The sequence below is a fragment of the Roseburia sp. AM23-20 genome (genome assembly GCF_003470905.1).
In the GTDB taxonomy this organism is placed as follows: Bacteria; Bacillota; Clostridia; order Lachnospirales; family Lachnospiraceae; genus Roseburia; species Roseburia rectibacter.
Map to the genome: position 1 here is coordinate 202,837 of NZ_QRHS01000002.1, position 12,760 is coordinate 215,596.

Annotated in this window: 15 protein-coding genes; all 15 read right to left on the reverse strand. The window is 41.2% G+C overall.

Annotated elements, in window-relative coordinates:
* Positions 1 to 94 precede the first annotated feature (94 nt).
* A complete protein-coding gene (locus DW650_RS03840) occupies positions 95 to 469 on the reverse strand; it encodes a hypothetical protein (protein WP_118209101.1) in 375 nt (124 codons plus the stop codon).
* A gap of 89 nt (positions 470 to 558) precedes the next feature.
* Positions 559 to 1,011, reverse strand: a complete 453-nt coding sequence (gene nrdR / locus DW650_RS03845; protein ID WP_006858655.1) for a transcriptional regulator NrdR — start codon at positions 1,009 to 1,011, stop codon at positions 559 to 561.
* 169 nt (positions 1,012 to 1,180) lie between these two features.
* On the reverse strand, positions 1,181 to 1,441 hold the full coding sequence (locus DW650_RS03850) for a YlmC/YmxH family sporulation protein (RefSeq protein WP_117918643.1): 261 nt from the start codon (positions 1,439 to 1,441) through the stop codon (positions 1,181 to 1,183).
* Positions 1,442 to 1,505: 64 nt separating this feature from the next.
* The gene (ychF, locus tag DW650_RS03855) at positions 1,506 to 2,606 is read right to left on the reverse strand and encodes a redox-regulated ATPase YchF (RefSeq protein ID WP_117918645.1); all 1,101 of its coding nucleotides are present in this window, start codon (positions 2,604 to 2,606) and stop codon (positions 1,506 to 1,508) included.
* Complete coding sequence (locus tag DW650_RS03860) at positions 2,603 to 3,436, reverse strand: hypothetical protein (RefSeq protein ID WP_147403002.1); 834 nt, start codon at positions 3,434 to 3,436, stop codon at positions 2,603 to 2,605. Before DW650_RS03860 ends, ychF begins: the two co-directional genes overlap by 4 nt.
* Positions 3,437 to 3,636: 200 nt before the next feature.
* Positions 3,637 to 4,047 carry a hypothetical protein gene (locus tag DW650_RS03865; protein ID WP_118209103.1) on the reverse strand — a complete coding sequence of 137 codons (411 nt, stop codon included), beginning with the start codon at positions 4,045 to 4,047 and terminating at the stop codon, positions 3,637 to 3,639.
* Between the two features lie 135 nt (positions 4,048 to 4,182).
* Complete coding sequence (locus DW650_RS03870; RefSeq protein ID WP_118209104.1) at positions 4,183 to 5,271, reverse strand: HD domain-containing phosphohydrolase; 1,089 nt, start codon at positions 5,269 to 5,271, stop codon at positions 4,183 to 4,185.
* Entirely contained in the window at positions 5,261 to 5,959 is a 699-nt protein-coding gene (locus DW650_RS03875; RefSeq protein WP_118209105.1) for a FapA family protein, read from the reverse strand. Before DW650_RS03875 ends, DW650_RS03870 begins: the two co-directional genes overlap by 11 nt.
* A gap of 126 nt (positions 5,960 to 6,085) precedes the next feature.
* Positions 6,086 to 6,445, reverse strand: coding sequence for an Hpt domain-containing protein (locus DW650_RS03880; RefSeq protein ID WP_118209106.1), 360 nt, complete (start codon positions 6,443 to 6,445; stop codon positions 6,086 to 6,088).
* Between the two features lie 137 nt (positions 6,446 to 6,582).
* Complete coding sequence (locus DW650_RS03885) at positions 6,583 to 7,257, reverse strand: thiamine diphosphokinase (RefSeq protein ID WP_199654188.1); 675 nt, start codon at positions 7,255 to 7,257, stop codon at positions 6,583 to 6,585.
* A 14-nt stretch (positions 7,258 to 7,271) separates the two neighbouring features.
* Positions 7,272 to 7,925: a ribulose-phosphate 3-epimerase gene (gene rpe / locus DW650_RS03890; RefSeq protein ID WP_117918655.1), complete on the reverse strand. Its 654-nt coding sequence runs from the start codon at positions 7,923 to 7,925 to the stop codon at positions 7,272 to 7,274.
* 27 nt (positions 7,926 to 7,952) lie between these two features.
* Positions 7,953 to 8,831: a ribosome small subunit-dependent GTPase A gene (gene rsgA / locus DW650_RS03895; protein WP_118209108.1), complete on the reverse strand. Its 879-nt coding sequence runs from the start codon at positions 8,829 to 8,831 to the stop codon at positions 7,953 to 7,955.
* An 8-nt stretch (positions 8,832 to 8,839) separates the two neighbouring features.
* Positions 8,840 to 10,948 (reverse strand): Stk1 family PASTA domain-containing Ser/Thr kinase, encoded by a 2,109-nt coding sequence (pknB, locus tag DW650_RS03900; RefSeq protein ID WP_118209109.1) that lies wholly within the window; start codon positions 10,946 to 10,948, stop codon positions 8,840 to 8,842.
* On the reverse strand, positions 10,942 to 11,688 hold the full coding sequence (locus DW650_RS03905) for a Stp1/IreP family PP2C-type Ser/Thr phosphatase (protein WP_118209110.1): 747 nt from the start codon (positions 11,686 to 11,688) through the stop codon (positions 10,942 to 10,944). The genes pknB and DW650_RS03905 overlap by 7 nt, the downstream gene beginning before the upstream one ends.
* A 12-nt stretch (positions 11,689 to 11,700) precedes the next feature.
* Entirely contained in the window at positions 11,701 to 12,750 is a 1,050-nt protein-coding gene (gene rlmN, locus DW650_RS03910; RefSeq protein ID WP_117918663.1) for a 23S rRNA (adenine(2503)-C(2))-methyltransferase RlmN, read from the reverse strand.
* Positions 12,751 to 12,760: the final 10 nt, after the last annotated feature.

Below are 12,760 nucleotides of genomic sequence, written 5' to 3' on the forward strand. Positions count from 1 at the left end.
GAGATACAGTGTACTATACTTTGAAAAAAATATCCAGTAAAAAAGAGAATCGCTCACCTGCAATTCTCTTTTTATCATCATTTATATTCTATAATTATAATGAAAAATTCTCATTCGGACGGATATATAATAATCCGGTCTGGCTCATGCGCTCTCCAACAAAGAACTGATACTGCTGCAATACCTGATCTTTCTTCATATCAGAAACAGCCTTCTCAACATCGAGACTTGCAATATCACTCGCCATTCCTTTCAACTCATATTCGGCATCCGGCTGATACTGTTTCGCATACTCTGTGGCACCATGATCCGGTTTGTTATCTCTCTCTCTTTCCGTAACCTCCGCCACTCGGGTGTCTTTTGCCACCTCATCTATGGTATTCGGTACCGTCTCCTCCTGAATCTGAGTATTCTTTATGGTATTGTAATCATAAAATCCCGCCTGTATGCGGATACCTGAAATATTCATACCACTACCCCATCTATCTGCATCTTCTACTTGATAAAAAATATATCGGTCTGCCTTTGTAAATACTTTAGCACAATTTTAATGTTCTGTTACTTGTCTAACATCTTTTTCAATTCACTCATAAATGTATTCACGTCTTTGAACTCCCGATATACCGAAGCAAATCTCACATAAGCAACTGCCTCAAGATCCTTTAGCTTATCCATCACAAGCTCTCCGATCAGGCTGCTTGGTATTTCCTTCTCTTCACGGTTAAATATCTCCGTCTCAACCTCATCAACTAACTGATTGATCTGATTTACGGAAATCGGTCTCTTATGACATGCACGCAATACACCTGCCTCGATCTTAGAACGGTCATACTGTTCCCTGTTATTGTCCTTTTTAATAACGATAAGTGGTATGGTCTCTACTTTCTCATAAGTCGTGAAACGCTTCCCACATTCATCGCATAACCGTCTGCGGCGAATCGAATTATTATCGTCTGCCGGTCTCGAATCAATAACTCTTGTATTTTCACTGCTGCAAAACGGACACTTCATAAGCTACCTCCTATGCACAGACCCCCATTTATTAAAAGTATATCCATTGTTTTTGTAATTGTCAACATAATTTTCCCTGTCAGATACGCCTGTTTTTGGTCATTTCAACAAAATTTTTCGAAACGTTTTCGTTTTATTTTGACAATAAAATTTCTATATGTCCTATATTCTATTGTTGTATTTTCTTACGGACTTCCTTTTCTTCTACCTCAACCAGTATGATATCCGGCCCGATCTTTACGATCTTACACCACGGAATGTGCAGTTCAAATTCTCGGCCCACACATCCAAAAAATTTAGCCGGCCCCGGAATGATGATCGTCCGGATACATCCGTCATGTTCATCAAACTCCAGATCACATACATTTCCAAGGCACTTGCAGTCACAGACATTGATCACTTCTTTTTTCTGAAATTCACAAAAACGCATACAGTCTTCCAAACCAGTTCGTTTAAAAAACCATATGCGTCTTTGCATATTTTTAGACTATATTTTATACATTAAAGCGGAATAAGATCACATCCCCATCTTTGACGACATAATCTTTTCCTTCCATGCCCACGATTCCTTTTTCACGTGCTGCGGAAAGGCTTCCATTATCTAAAAGATCCTGATAGTTTACTACTTCTGCCTTGATAAATCCACGTTCAAAATCGGTGTGAATCTTTCCTGCCGCCTGCGGAGCTTTTGTGCCTTTTTTGATCGTCCATGCACGACACTCATCCTCCCCTGCAGTAAGGAAACTGATCAGTCCAAGCAGGCTGTAGCTTGCTGCCACAAGCTTATCGAGACCACTTGACTCTACACCAAGATCCTCAAGATATTCTTTCTTTTCATCCTCGTCGAGTTCTGCCAGTTCCTGCTCTATCTGTGCACAGATAACAAATACTTCTGCCCCTTCTTCTTTTGCCATTTCTCTTACTTTGGCAACATGTGGATTTGAAGCTCCGTCATCTGCAAGATCATCTTCAGATACATTTGCAGCATAAATCGTAGGTTTTGCAGTAAGAAGATTATAGCCCTTAAACCAGATCTGTGCATCCTCATCATCCGGCACTTCAAATGTTCTTGCCATTTTACCTTCTTCAAGATGTGCCTTTACTGCCTCTACAAGTTCAAGTTCTTTTGCAAGAGTTTTATCCATTCTCGCCTGTTTTGCAATTTTCGCAATTCTTCTGTCGAGAATCTCTACATCTGAGAAAATAAGTTCCAGATTGATCGTCTCAATATCCCTTGCCGGATCAACCGATCCATCAACATGAATGATATTCGTGTCTTCAAAGCAACGTACTACATGTACGATCGCATCTACTTCACGGATATTGGCAAGAAACTGGTTTCCAAGTCCCTCTCCTTTGCTTGCGCCCTTTACAAGACCCGCAATATCTACAAACTCGATCGTAGCAGGTGTAACTTTCTTTGTGTGATAGAGTTCACCAAGCTTTACGATTCTCTCATCCGGAACGGATACGATTCCGATATTTGGATCAATCGTTGCAAATGGATAGTTTGCGGAGAGTGCTCCCGCCTTTGTGAGTGAATTAAACAATGTAGACTTTCCGACGTTCGGAAGTCCGACGATTCCTAGTTTCATTTTATCTTATACCTGTCCGAAAATCCTTGATTTGTAGGGATTTTCGCCTTTCTATTGTTTTTTACTACACAAATTACTACACAATTTTTAAGGCTTTCTCTGTAATTTGTTATTGTGTTAGGTCTAATACTATCCCCCTTTATATTTTCAATCCAATACTCAAACCATGCTTTGACTGTCATATCACCACAAGCATTGATTCCACCATGTTCATCCTCGAACCTAGCGTCTGCGTACCAATTACGGCATTCTTGAAGTTTCGGAAAATATCTTTGAACGGACTTTCCTGTACGCATGCTGACAAATCCCGCTGTATACAATCCGTCTTTTCTTTGGCATATTCCTACGCCAAGCTCTCTTCCTTTTAAATCTTTGCCCGTAAAATCAACTCCTTTCTGCTGTGTAAGCATAAAGAGTTTGATACAGTCTAATATTATATCATAAGTCTTGCAATTTTGTAACCACAAAATTTCACTTTGGTTTTTTCCCAACATATTAATAGTGAAAAATAGTAACAAATTAAGCACCTTCAGAAAGATATATCTCTTTTTTAACTCCGGTGCCTCGTTTAATTCTTTCACACTTGCCAGCGTCGGCATCTGAAACATATGTATCTGGTAAAGTTTTCCATCTACATATTGTTCAGCGTCATCTAAATCCGAATGCTCTAATACGTAGTCAAAATACTCTATCATTTTTTCTACATATTCCCTAAGTTCCACTTTTCCTGCAAAATACATGCCCCGCCAGTAATTACAGTAGATCTCGTCCTCCATATCCAGCGGATTTTCGTTTTCCTTTAATACGTTATTATAAAGCTTTTCGATCACATCCTGTGACCGGCAGAACATATCCTCGCTTAAATCTTCCCTCTCATCCGTACCGCAGATCCAGTCGCCGTAAACATCATATTCCAGTTCTTCCTTTAAACCGTCAAGGTCATATTTATCCCCATCTAATGCCCGTACTTTTGGATCATCATAAACAGCGATCGCACGGTCTGTCTGTTCGATCAGACGTTTTTGAAATTCTACACTCTCGTTTTTTCACCGTGTCCAAAACCAGCACGCATGTTTACCTGAACCACAACATAATTATAATAGGCAAACAGTATCTTTTTTCGGATTTCCCAGTCTTCTATTTCAAAATACCGGTCAAACGCCTCCCGTTCAATCTCAAAGCATGCAATACTTTTCTTTGCATCTTCCACTTCACTGTAACGGCTGTAAAAACCGCCAAGTATATGTGTGGTCAGAAGATACTTTTCCCAGACTCCTGTTTTCTGATAATATTTCTGAACAACCTGCGCCATACCAATACAAATCAGCCTGTCACAATACCCTGACGCATTCATTCTGTCCAGCTGCTTATAAAACTCATCCGCAAGTTCATCATTTAATCTGTCTTCATGTTCGATAAAAGGCCTTGAGTGCCGTCTCATTTAAATATGCTTCCCGCTCCAGGTTTTTCGTATACTTTTCAAAAAAATCGGCTATATTGCTACTTGTAATCACGTTTGCACCTCTTAGGTTCTCTCAACAGATCAGTCTGGGAAACGTGTACTATTGTTTCTTAATTATTCCAGTCCGTCTGCAAATTGTTCAAATTTTGTTCTTACATTGCGGAATGTCTGCATCAGTTTCGGTGAAAACACCCCACATTCTCCATTTACGATCATATGGAATGCATCTTCCTTTGAAAAGGCATCTTTATAACAACGCTTATTGATCAGTGCATCATATACATCTGCTACTGATACCAACTGTGCAGATACCGGTATCTCTTCTCCTTTTAATCCATCCGGATATCCTTTTCCGTCATAACGTTCATGGTGGGATCTTGCGATCTCATAAGTTACCCCCTGTGTGACCGGATCCCAGTCATCTTTCATGGAATCTAAGATCTCACATCCACGCAATGTATGAGATTTCATATACTCAAATTCATCTTTGGTCAGTTTTCCCGGTTTTAATAAAATGCTGTCCGGAATCGCGATTTTTCCAAGGTCATGCAATGCACTCGCTGACACGATCGTATTGATCATATCCGGTGTCAGTTCATACTCCGGATAATTTTTTGCAAAATCCTCTGCAAGTATCCTCGTATAACCTTTTACCCGCTGGATATGTTCTCCACTCTCTAAATTACGGTACTCAACGATCGTACCAAGCATATCGATGATATCCTGGTTGCGCTTTTCAAGCATCTTCGTCTGCTGCTGCAGTTTATCATATGCCTTGCGCAATACGGCTGTCTGATCTGCCACTTTCTCTTCAAGCTGGTTTTTGTATACATACTGATTTACCATATTCTGTACACGTTTCTGTACCAGTGCTGTTTTATATGGTCTGCCGATAAAATCAGAAACACCGTAATCAAAGCATTTTTTCTCGATCTGCATGCTCGTCTCACCGCTGATTACGATAACCGGTATTTTATCTAAGATTTTTTTACTCTGCATATGCTCTAATACTTCAAATCCATCCATGACCGGCATAATAAGGTCAAGAAGCACTGCATTGATATTTCCTTTTTCTTTCTCAATGACCTCTAATGCTTCTTTGCCGTTCTCGGCTTCTAAAACATCATAATCATCTCTTAATATTTCTTTCAGAAGTTCCCTGTTTATATATACATCATCTACAATGAGAATTTTATATCTCATATCTGCTCCTCCTCGTATATAAAGCTACACGTTCATCTGTTTTTCGGACCGTAACATTTGTAACTTCATCAGAAAACCATCTTGCACCATTTACATCTATCTTTACACCCTGATATATGGTTCCTTTTACGATCAGCTTCGCATGTTTGCTCTTTTCAATCTCTTCATCCAGATACACATCTTTTTTCTGTATCTCTTTCATTTCAAGTTCCTTTGTGTAAATCGTATCTTCAACCTTCAGATACATCGGATTTACATTCCGCTCCTCCGGCATATATCTTTTCTGAAAATTCTGATAAGCACTTCTTAGCAGCGATAATTCTTTTCCTACTGATTTCATCTGCAATACAAGCTGATTTTTATCATTGATATATTTATCTCCCCTGCCGACATAAACCTCGGTACGTAACCTTACTTTATTACCAAGATCATACACCTCTAAGTTCTGCCCCGCCTGTGTAATGCCTCCGACGATCTTTCCCATTTTTCCGGCACTGATATGTCCTCTGTTTCGCGGATTGTTTCCTTTTCGCAGAATGATATTGGTCACTTCAACCTTTCCATTTCCGAGTTCCTTAATTGCCTCCTCATTGATTCCTGAGATGACACCTTTTTCTTTTAACGCTGAAAGTATCTGTTCTCTTGTAAGTACTGCGTTCTCATCGGTTAACAGTATATATGCTTCCATCTCACAGTATACATCAGACTTGAATACTGTTCCACCGGAAGACTCATCTCGATTCCAAGACGGTGCCCCAGTTCAATCTCATGTTTCTGATCCTGCGTAAAAGTAAGTTCTTCTATATTCAGTAATTTACCCCTCCATTGCCATCTTACGAACGACTTCTACAAGTTTGGTGTACTGCTCTTTCACTTTCAAAAACAGGTCATCTGTTTCCTCTACTGTATCTTTTCCCCGCAGCTGTTCAGTCAGATCTGAACTTGCCTGATACAGTTTGTCAAATCCAAGATTCAGGCAAATTCCTTTTATGGTATGTGCCGCCCGAAATGCCTGGTCTGCATTTTTTTCTTTTAAACCATCCTCCAGCATCTGAAAACTCGAGTCATCTAAAAATTTAATCACAAATTTTTTTAAAATTACTTCACTTCCCAGTCTGTCAAGCACTTCCTCATAGTTCTGTCCTAACTGTTCATAACATTCTTTAATTGTCATGTCCATCCTCTTCTCAAAGTACCTTTTACCTATTATATTTATCTTAAGTATTTTTACAGTAAATGTCTACCATTTTTTTAGTACTTTTTTACCAAAAAGACGGAATCTGTCGTAAAATTTACAGATTCCGTCTTTTTTTATATTTCATATGTCATTGCCGCATCATCCCTCGACTCAATGACGATCAATATCCCTTTTTCAAATGTAATTTCTGCCTGCTTTTCTGTAATCTCATTGCTTACTCCAAGCGAACAGAAACCCTTTAAGCAATAATCATCCAGCGGATATTTAAATCCTGTCAGACAAAGATGTTCCACCTTCGCAGTATACGGGATCAGTGAAACATATTTTCCAAACTGCTCCTCTTTCTTTAAAATCATGCCACAGTCTGTCATGCGGATACGGTTATTTGCATCCAGCAGCTCAATTTTAACGCCCGCTTCCAGACCTATGCCCAAAAGCTCAATATTTCCAAGCACATGGTCTAATCTCGAACCGGTTCCCCCTAGTACTGTAATGAGCTCTGCCCCCATTGAAATCGCAAGGCGAATTGCAGACTCCGTATCGGTATCATCTTTTACCGGATTTAATTTATGCCAGATAATATCATCTTTCTTCTGAAACCACTCCAAAGTCCCGCTGCTCACTGAATCAAAGTCACCGATAATAATCTGGGGAATGATCTCGTTTCTCCGCAGAAATTCCATTCCTGAATCCGCTGCAATCACCGTTTTTTCAGCAACGCCATTTAAAACTGCTTTCGCAAATGTATCCTCAATTTTTCCACCCGATATGATAAAAAAACGTTTCATACATTCTGCTCCCATCATGCATTTATAATATTTAAGAAGCGGATCGTGTTCTCAGTCACATCTCCGGAGAAAACGGCACTGCCGGCAACAATGATGTTGGCTCCTGCATCCATCAATTCCCCAACGTTTGAAAGATTAACGCCTCCATCTACTTCGATATCTGTCTTTAATCCCTGCTCATCTACGATTTTTCTTAATTCACGGACTTTCTCCACTGTATAAGGAATCAACTTCTGTCCTCCGAATCCCGGATTTACCGTCATAATAAGAACCATATCCACTTTTTCAAGTACACAGGATATTGCTGACACAGGTGTTGCAGGATTTAACGCAACTCCCGCCAAAAGTCCCTTTTCTTTGATTTTTTCTATCGTGCGGTCAAGGTGTCTGCAGCTCTCTGCATGGACAGTGATCAGATCTGCCCCCGCCTCAGCGAACTCATCAATATAACGTCCCGGTTCTTCGATCATCAGATGGACATCAAAAATACGGTCTGTACATCCTCTGATAGAACGGATAACCGGCATTCCAAATGAAATGCTCGGAACAAACATTCCGTCCATAACATCAATATGCACATACTGTGCTCCCGCCTCATCAAGTTCTCGTATCTGTTCTCCAAGCCGGCTGAAATCAGCAGATAATATAGATGGTGATAAACAATTCATTTCTTCCTCCGTAATTTTGTTGTTTATTTAATATTTCCGGACTGACTTTAATTCCTCATACAGCAATTTATAATTTTCATACCGCAGCAGGCTGATGCTTCCTTCTTCTAATCCCTGCTTGACGCCACAGTCCGGCTCACTGATATGATTACATCCCTTAAATCTGCAGTATGGCTCCCATCTGCCAAACTCCGGATAAAATTCTTTTAAATCTTCCTTTTCCATACCCGGAATATAGAGTGTGGAAAAACCGGGAGTATCCATAATATAAGTATCCCCACCGATCGGTATGATTTCAGAATGCCGTGTTGTATGCCTTCCGCGCTCAATCTTACGGCTGACTTCCCCTGTCTGCATCGTGATATTTGGCTGCAGACGGTTCACAAGTGAAGACTTACCAACCCCGGATGGGCCTGCCACCGCTGCTGTTTTCCCTTTCAGAAGTTCTAACAGTCCATTCACACCCTGTTCCTCTTTTGCACTCACAAAAAGAGTATGATAACCGCATGCTGTATAGATATCTGCAAACGCATGGAGTTCCTCTTCTGTAACCAGATCTGTTTTGTTAAAGCAGATCGCAACTGGTACCTTCTGATATTCCATCATAACAAGGAAACGGTCTAACAGATTAAAATTAGGCTGCGGTTTTGCAGCAGCAAAAATGATCAGTGCAAGATCAATATTTGCAACAGCCGGACGTACCAGTTCATTTTCCCGTGTCAGGATCTTTTCAATATTTCCTTTTTTGTTCTCCTCATCCAACACGGCAATCTCAACATTATCCCCAACCAGAGGCTTGATATTCTGATTTCGGAATATGCCTTTTGCCTTACACTCATAAATTCCGGATTCTGCTACATGAATGTAGTAGAATCCGGAAATTCCTTTGATAATCTTTCCCCGCATAAATACTTTTACTCTTCCTGAAACTGTACATCAATGGTCTGATCTTTTAAATCATTACCGTTTAGATCCAGCCAGGTAACTACAATCTTACCGCTGTCCGAAAGGATACCTGTCTTTGATAAAAGCAATCCTCCGGTACCAAAATCTGCAAGTGTCTTTCCATACCAGGTCTGTAAAACATTGCCCTGATCATCATATAAAACAATGTCTGCCCCGGAAATATTAGATGTATCCGACGGTAGCTGCAGACTGACATTCAATTTATAGGTCTTTGTTGTAATCTGCTGTGCCGGCTCCGGTCCAAGACTGACGGTGATCGTGATGGACGCACCCGGATCAGCCTGTGTTTCTGCTGCAAGAGACTGTCCGATTACGATTCCGGCATCCGTGTCACTGTATTTTGTCGTTGTTGAAACATTAAACTGTGATAACATTTCCCGCGCCTGTTCTTCAGACTTATAGCTTGTCGATACATCCGGCACTGTAATCTTCTCAGATCCAAGACTGATCTCAAGTGTGATCGTATCGCCTTCTTTTCCCTGTGTGTCTCCATTTGGTGTCTGGGAAATCACATATCCTTCCGCAACAGAAGAACTATAGGACGTTGTCTTTGTAACATTAAATCCCTTTGCCGTTAATGCCGCACTTGCATCTGTTTCACTCTGTCCGACAACATTTGGTATATCGACCGTATTTTTACTGCTGCCGTCAGCAGCTCCGCTGCTTATGATAACCTCGATCGTTGTATTCTTTTCCACAGTCTTTCCATCTGCCGGATCCTGGCTGATGATCTGTCCTTTTTCTACCGTATCTGACGATGCAGTTCCTGCCTGTCTGATACCGAGTCCTGTTCCGTTCAACTCCTGCTTTGCCTGATCCATAGTCTTTCCGGTCAGGGATGGTACTACCACGCCATCCTTGATCTGGGTACTCTGGCTGTCCCCTGTCTGTGTCTCCGTCTTTGTGGTCTCTGTATTCGAAGAAGTATTCTTACCGGATTTCATACCGCCTGCTAACGTAATACACAGATAAATAATAATGATAATGATCACCACACCTGCTGCGATTCCCATGATCGTGATCGCCTTTTCCATCTTCGGATTGATATCGCCATCCTCATCATCAATATCATCATCGTCATCGTCGTCATCATCAATAACCGGTTCCTGAATCTTGATAGACGCAGGATCCACATAAACATTTGCAGTCTGCTTTTTGATCTGGTTTAAATCATCTGCTCCGATCACTCTGGTTTTATCCTGATTTGCAAGTGGAACCATTACAACAAAATCTTCATTCGGGCTGATCAGCGCTTTTCGCAGATCTGCCAAAAGAGCTGTCATGGAAGAATATCTTCTGTCAGGATTCTTCTGTGTACATTTTAAGATGATCTTTTCCATGCTGATCGGAAGATTCGGCGCATAGACACTTGGCGGCACCATTTCTTCCTGAAGATGCTGGATCGCAACTGCAACCGTCGTATCACCATCAAACGGAACCCGTCCTGTCACCATCTCATACATCACGATACCCAGTGAATAGATATCACTCTTGCCATCCACAAATCCATTTCTCGCCTGTTCCGGAGAAGAATAATGCACAGATCCCATCACATCTGAACTAATCGTATTTGATGTCGCTGCCCTCGCAATACCAAAATCCGTTACTTTTACCTTTCCCTCTGTAGAGATCATGATATTCTGCGGTTTGATGTCACGATGAACGATGTTTTTATTGTGTGCAGCTTCTATACCTCTGCCCACCTGGATCGCAATACTGACCGCCTCCTTAAAAGAAAGCTGTCCCTTTTTCTCAATGTATGTCTTTAATGTAATTCCTTCCACATATTCCATCACGATATAATGCAGACCATTCTCACTGCCGACATCGTAAATATTTACAATATTCGGGTGTTCTAACCCTGCAGCTGCCTGTGCCTCGGAACGGAATTTCGTTACAAAATTAATATCCTCGGAAAACTCTGCCTTTAATACTTTAATCGCTACAAATCTTCCCAGTGTAAGATCTTTTGCTTTATATACATCTGACATTCCGCCAGCGCCAACTTTACCTAAAATCTCATAGCGGTCTGCTATGTACATACCCTCTGTCAACATTCTTTCACCTCATCAGAAAATGGTTCTATCAATACAACCGTAATATTATCCTTGCCACCATTTCGATTGGCAGTCTCAACTAGCTTTTCTGCTTTCTCAACAATATCCCTCTGTCCCAGCACAATCTGTCTGATCTCATCATCTTCAATCATATTTGTCAGTCCATCGGAACACATCAAAATCTCATCTCCCGGTTTCAGGCTGATCTCAAAGAAATCAGCTGTTACCTCCGGCAATACACCAACTGCCCGTGTAATGATATTTTTATCCGGATGATCTTTTGCATCTTCTTTTCTCACTTCACCTAAGCGGACCATTTCCTCAACCAGGGAATGATCCCTTGTAATCTGTGTAATATCTTCCTGATTGATCACATACAGTCTGCTGTCTCCAACATTTGCGGCATAAAGTGTATTCCCTATCACCGTTGCTGCGACAATCGTTGTTCCCATTCCATTTTTTGCCGGATCTGCCTGTGCCTCTGTCAAAAGCAGACTGTTTGCCATTGAAACAGCACTCTTCATAATTGCCACCGGCTCGTTCTCTACTGATTTACCAATCAATTCAACCAGTTTTTCTACTGTAAATCTGGAAGCATAATCACCTGCAGCGTGACCACCCATTCCATCCGCTACTAAAAAAAGATTCGGCAGATTTCCCACAGCGGTCTCTGATGTAAACATATAATCCTGATTCATTTCCCGTCGCTGCCCGATGTGCGTCATGGAAAACGTCTTCATCTTCTCTACTTCCTACCTTTCTGCATGACTGATATAACGTTTGCGCAATTGTCCGCATGCACCGTCTATATCCCTGCCCATTTCCCTTCTAATTGTAACTTGAATTGCATTTTTTTCAAGCCTATTTTTAAATTTAAGAATTGCTTCATGATCCGGCTGCACATAAGAACGCTCTTTGATCGGATTGACCGGAATCAGGTTTACATGACAATTCATACCGTGGATCAGCTCCACAAGCCTTCTTACGTCCTCCTCGGTATCATTGACACCGCCAACCAGACTATATTCAAATGTAACGCGCCTTCCGGTCTGTTCAAAATAATACCGGCACGCCTCGATCACCTCATGAATCTCATATTTATTGGCAACCGGCATCAGTTCTAACCTCTTCTCCTGTGAAGATGCATGCAGTGAAAGTGCCAGTGTGATCTGCAGCTTTTTATCTGCCAGTTCTCTCATCTTTGGAACAATGCCGCATGTCGAAACTGTCACGTTCCGCTGGCTGATATTCAGACCGTTTTCATCCGTCAGAAGTTCAATAAATCTGAGCAGGTTGTCAAAATTATCCATTGGTTCTCCGGTTCCCATCACAACAACATTAGAAACTCTCTCCCCGGTATCTCTTGTAATCCGGTAGATCTGATCTAACATTTCTGACGGTGTCAGACCACGCACCAGACCATCTAACGTCGATGCACAGAACCGGCAGCCCATCCGGCAGCCGACCTGAGAGGAAATGCAGACCGAATTGCCATGCTTATAACGCATCAGGACGCTCTCTATCACATTTCCATCATCTAATGCGAACAGATATTTCCTGGTACCGTCTAATTTTGAAATTTGTACTGCCTCCTGCTTTAAACTGACAAAATGACATTCATTCTTTAGTTTTTCCTGAAGGGATTTTGACAGATTTGTCATTTCATCGAAGGATGATGCCTGCTTTTGATGCATCCACTGATACAGCTGTTTTGCACGGAATGCTTTTTCTCCGATGGATTCCATATATGATTTTAATTCTTCCAGATTCATAGACTTGATATCTGTTTTTTCCTGCTGCATAACTTTCTCT

Excerpts from the sequence above, each read along its gene's own strand:
- DW650_RS03840 (WP_118209101.1), bottom strand. The coding sequence starts at position 469 with ATGAATATTTCAGGTATCCGCATACAGGCGGGATTTTATGATTACAAT.
- nrdR (WP_006858655.1), bottom strand. The coding sequence starts at position 1,011 with ATGAAGTGTCCGTTTTGCAGCAGTGAAAATACAAGAGTTATTGATTCG.
- DW650_RS03850 (WP_117918643.1), bottom strand. The coding sequence starts at position 1,441 with ATGCGTTTTTGTGAATTTCAGAAAAAAGAAGTGATCAATGTCTGTGAC.
- ychF (WP_117918645.1), bottom strand. The coding sequence starts at position 2,606 with ATGAAACTAGGAATCGTCGGACTTCCGAACGTCGGAAAGTCTACATTG.
- DW650_RS03865 (WP_118209103.1), bottom strand. The coding sequence starts at position 4,047 with ATGAGACGGCACTCAAGGCCTTTTATCGAACATGAAGACAGATTAAAT.
- DW650_RS03870 (WP_118209104.1), bottom strand. The coding sequence starts at position 5,271 with ATGAGATATAAAATTCTCATTGTAGATGATGTATATATAAACAGGGAA.
- DW650_RS03875 (WP_118209105.1), bottom strand. The coding sequence starts at position 5,959 with ATGGAAGCATATATACTGTTAACCGATGAGAACGCAGTACTTACAAGA.
- DW650_RS03880 (WP_118209106.1), bottom strand. The coding sequence starts at position 6,445 with ATGACAATTAAAGAATGTTATGAACAGTTAGGACAGAACTATGAGGAA.
- DW650_RS03885 (WP_199654188.1), bottom strand. The coding sequence starts at position 7,257 with ATGAAACGTTTTTTTATCATATCGGGTGGAAAAATTGAGGATACATTT.
- rpe (WP_117918655.1), bottom strand. The coding sequence starts at position 7,925 with ATGAATTGTTTATCACCATCTATATTATCTGCTGATTTCAGCCGGCTT.
- rsgA (WP_118209108.1), bottom strand. The coding sequence starts at position 8,831 with ATGCGGGGAAAGATTATCAAAGGAATTTCCGGATTCTACTACATTCAT.
- pknB (WP_118209109.1), bottom strand. The coding sequence starts at position 10,948 with ATGTTGACAGAGGGTATGTACATAGCAGACCGCTATGAGATTTTAGGT.
- DW650_RS03905 (WP_118209110.1), bottom strand. The coding sequence starts at position 11,688 with ATGAAGACGTTTTCCATGACGCACATCGGGCAGCGACGGGAAATGAAT.
- rlmN (WP_117918663.1), bottom strand. The coding sequence starts at position 12,750 with ATGCAGCAGGAAAAAACAGATATCAAGTCTATGAATCTGGAAGAATTA.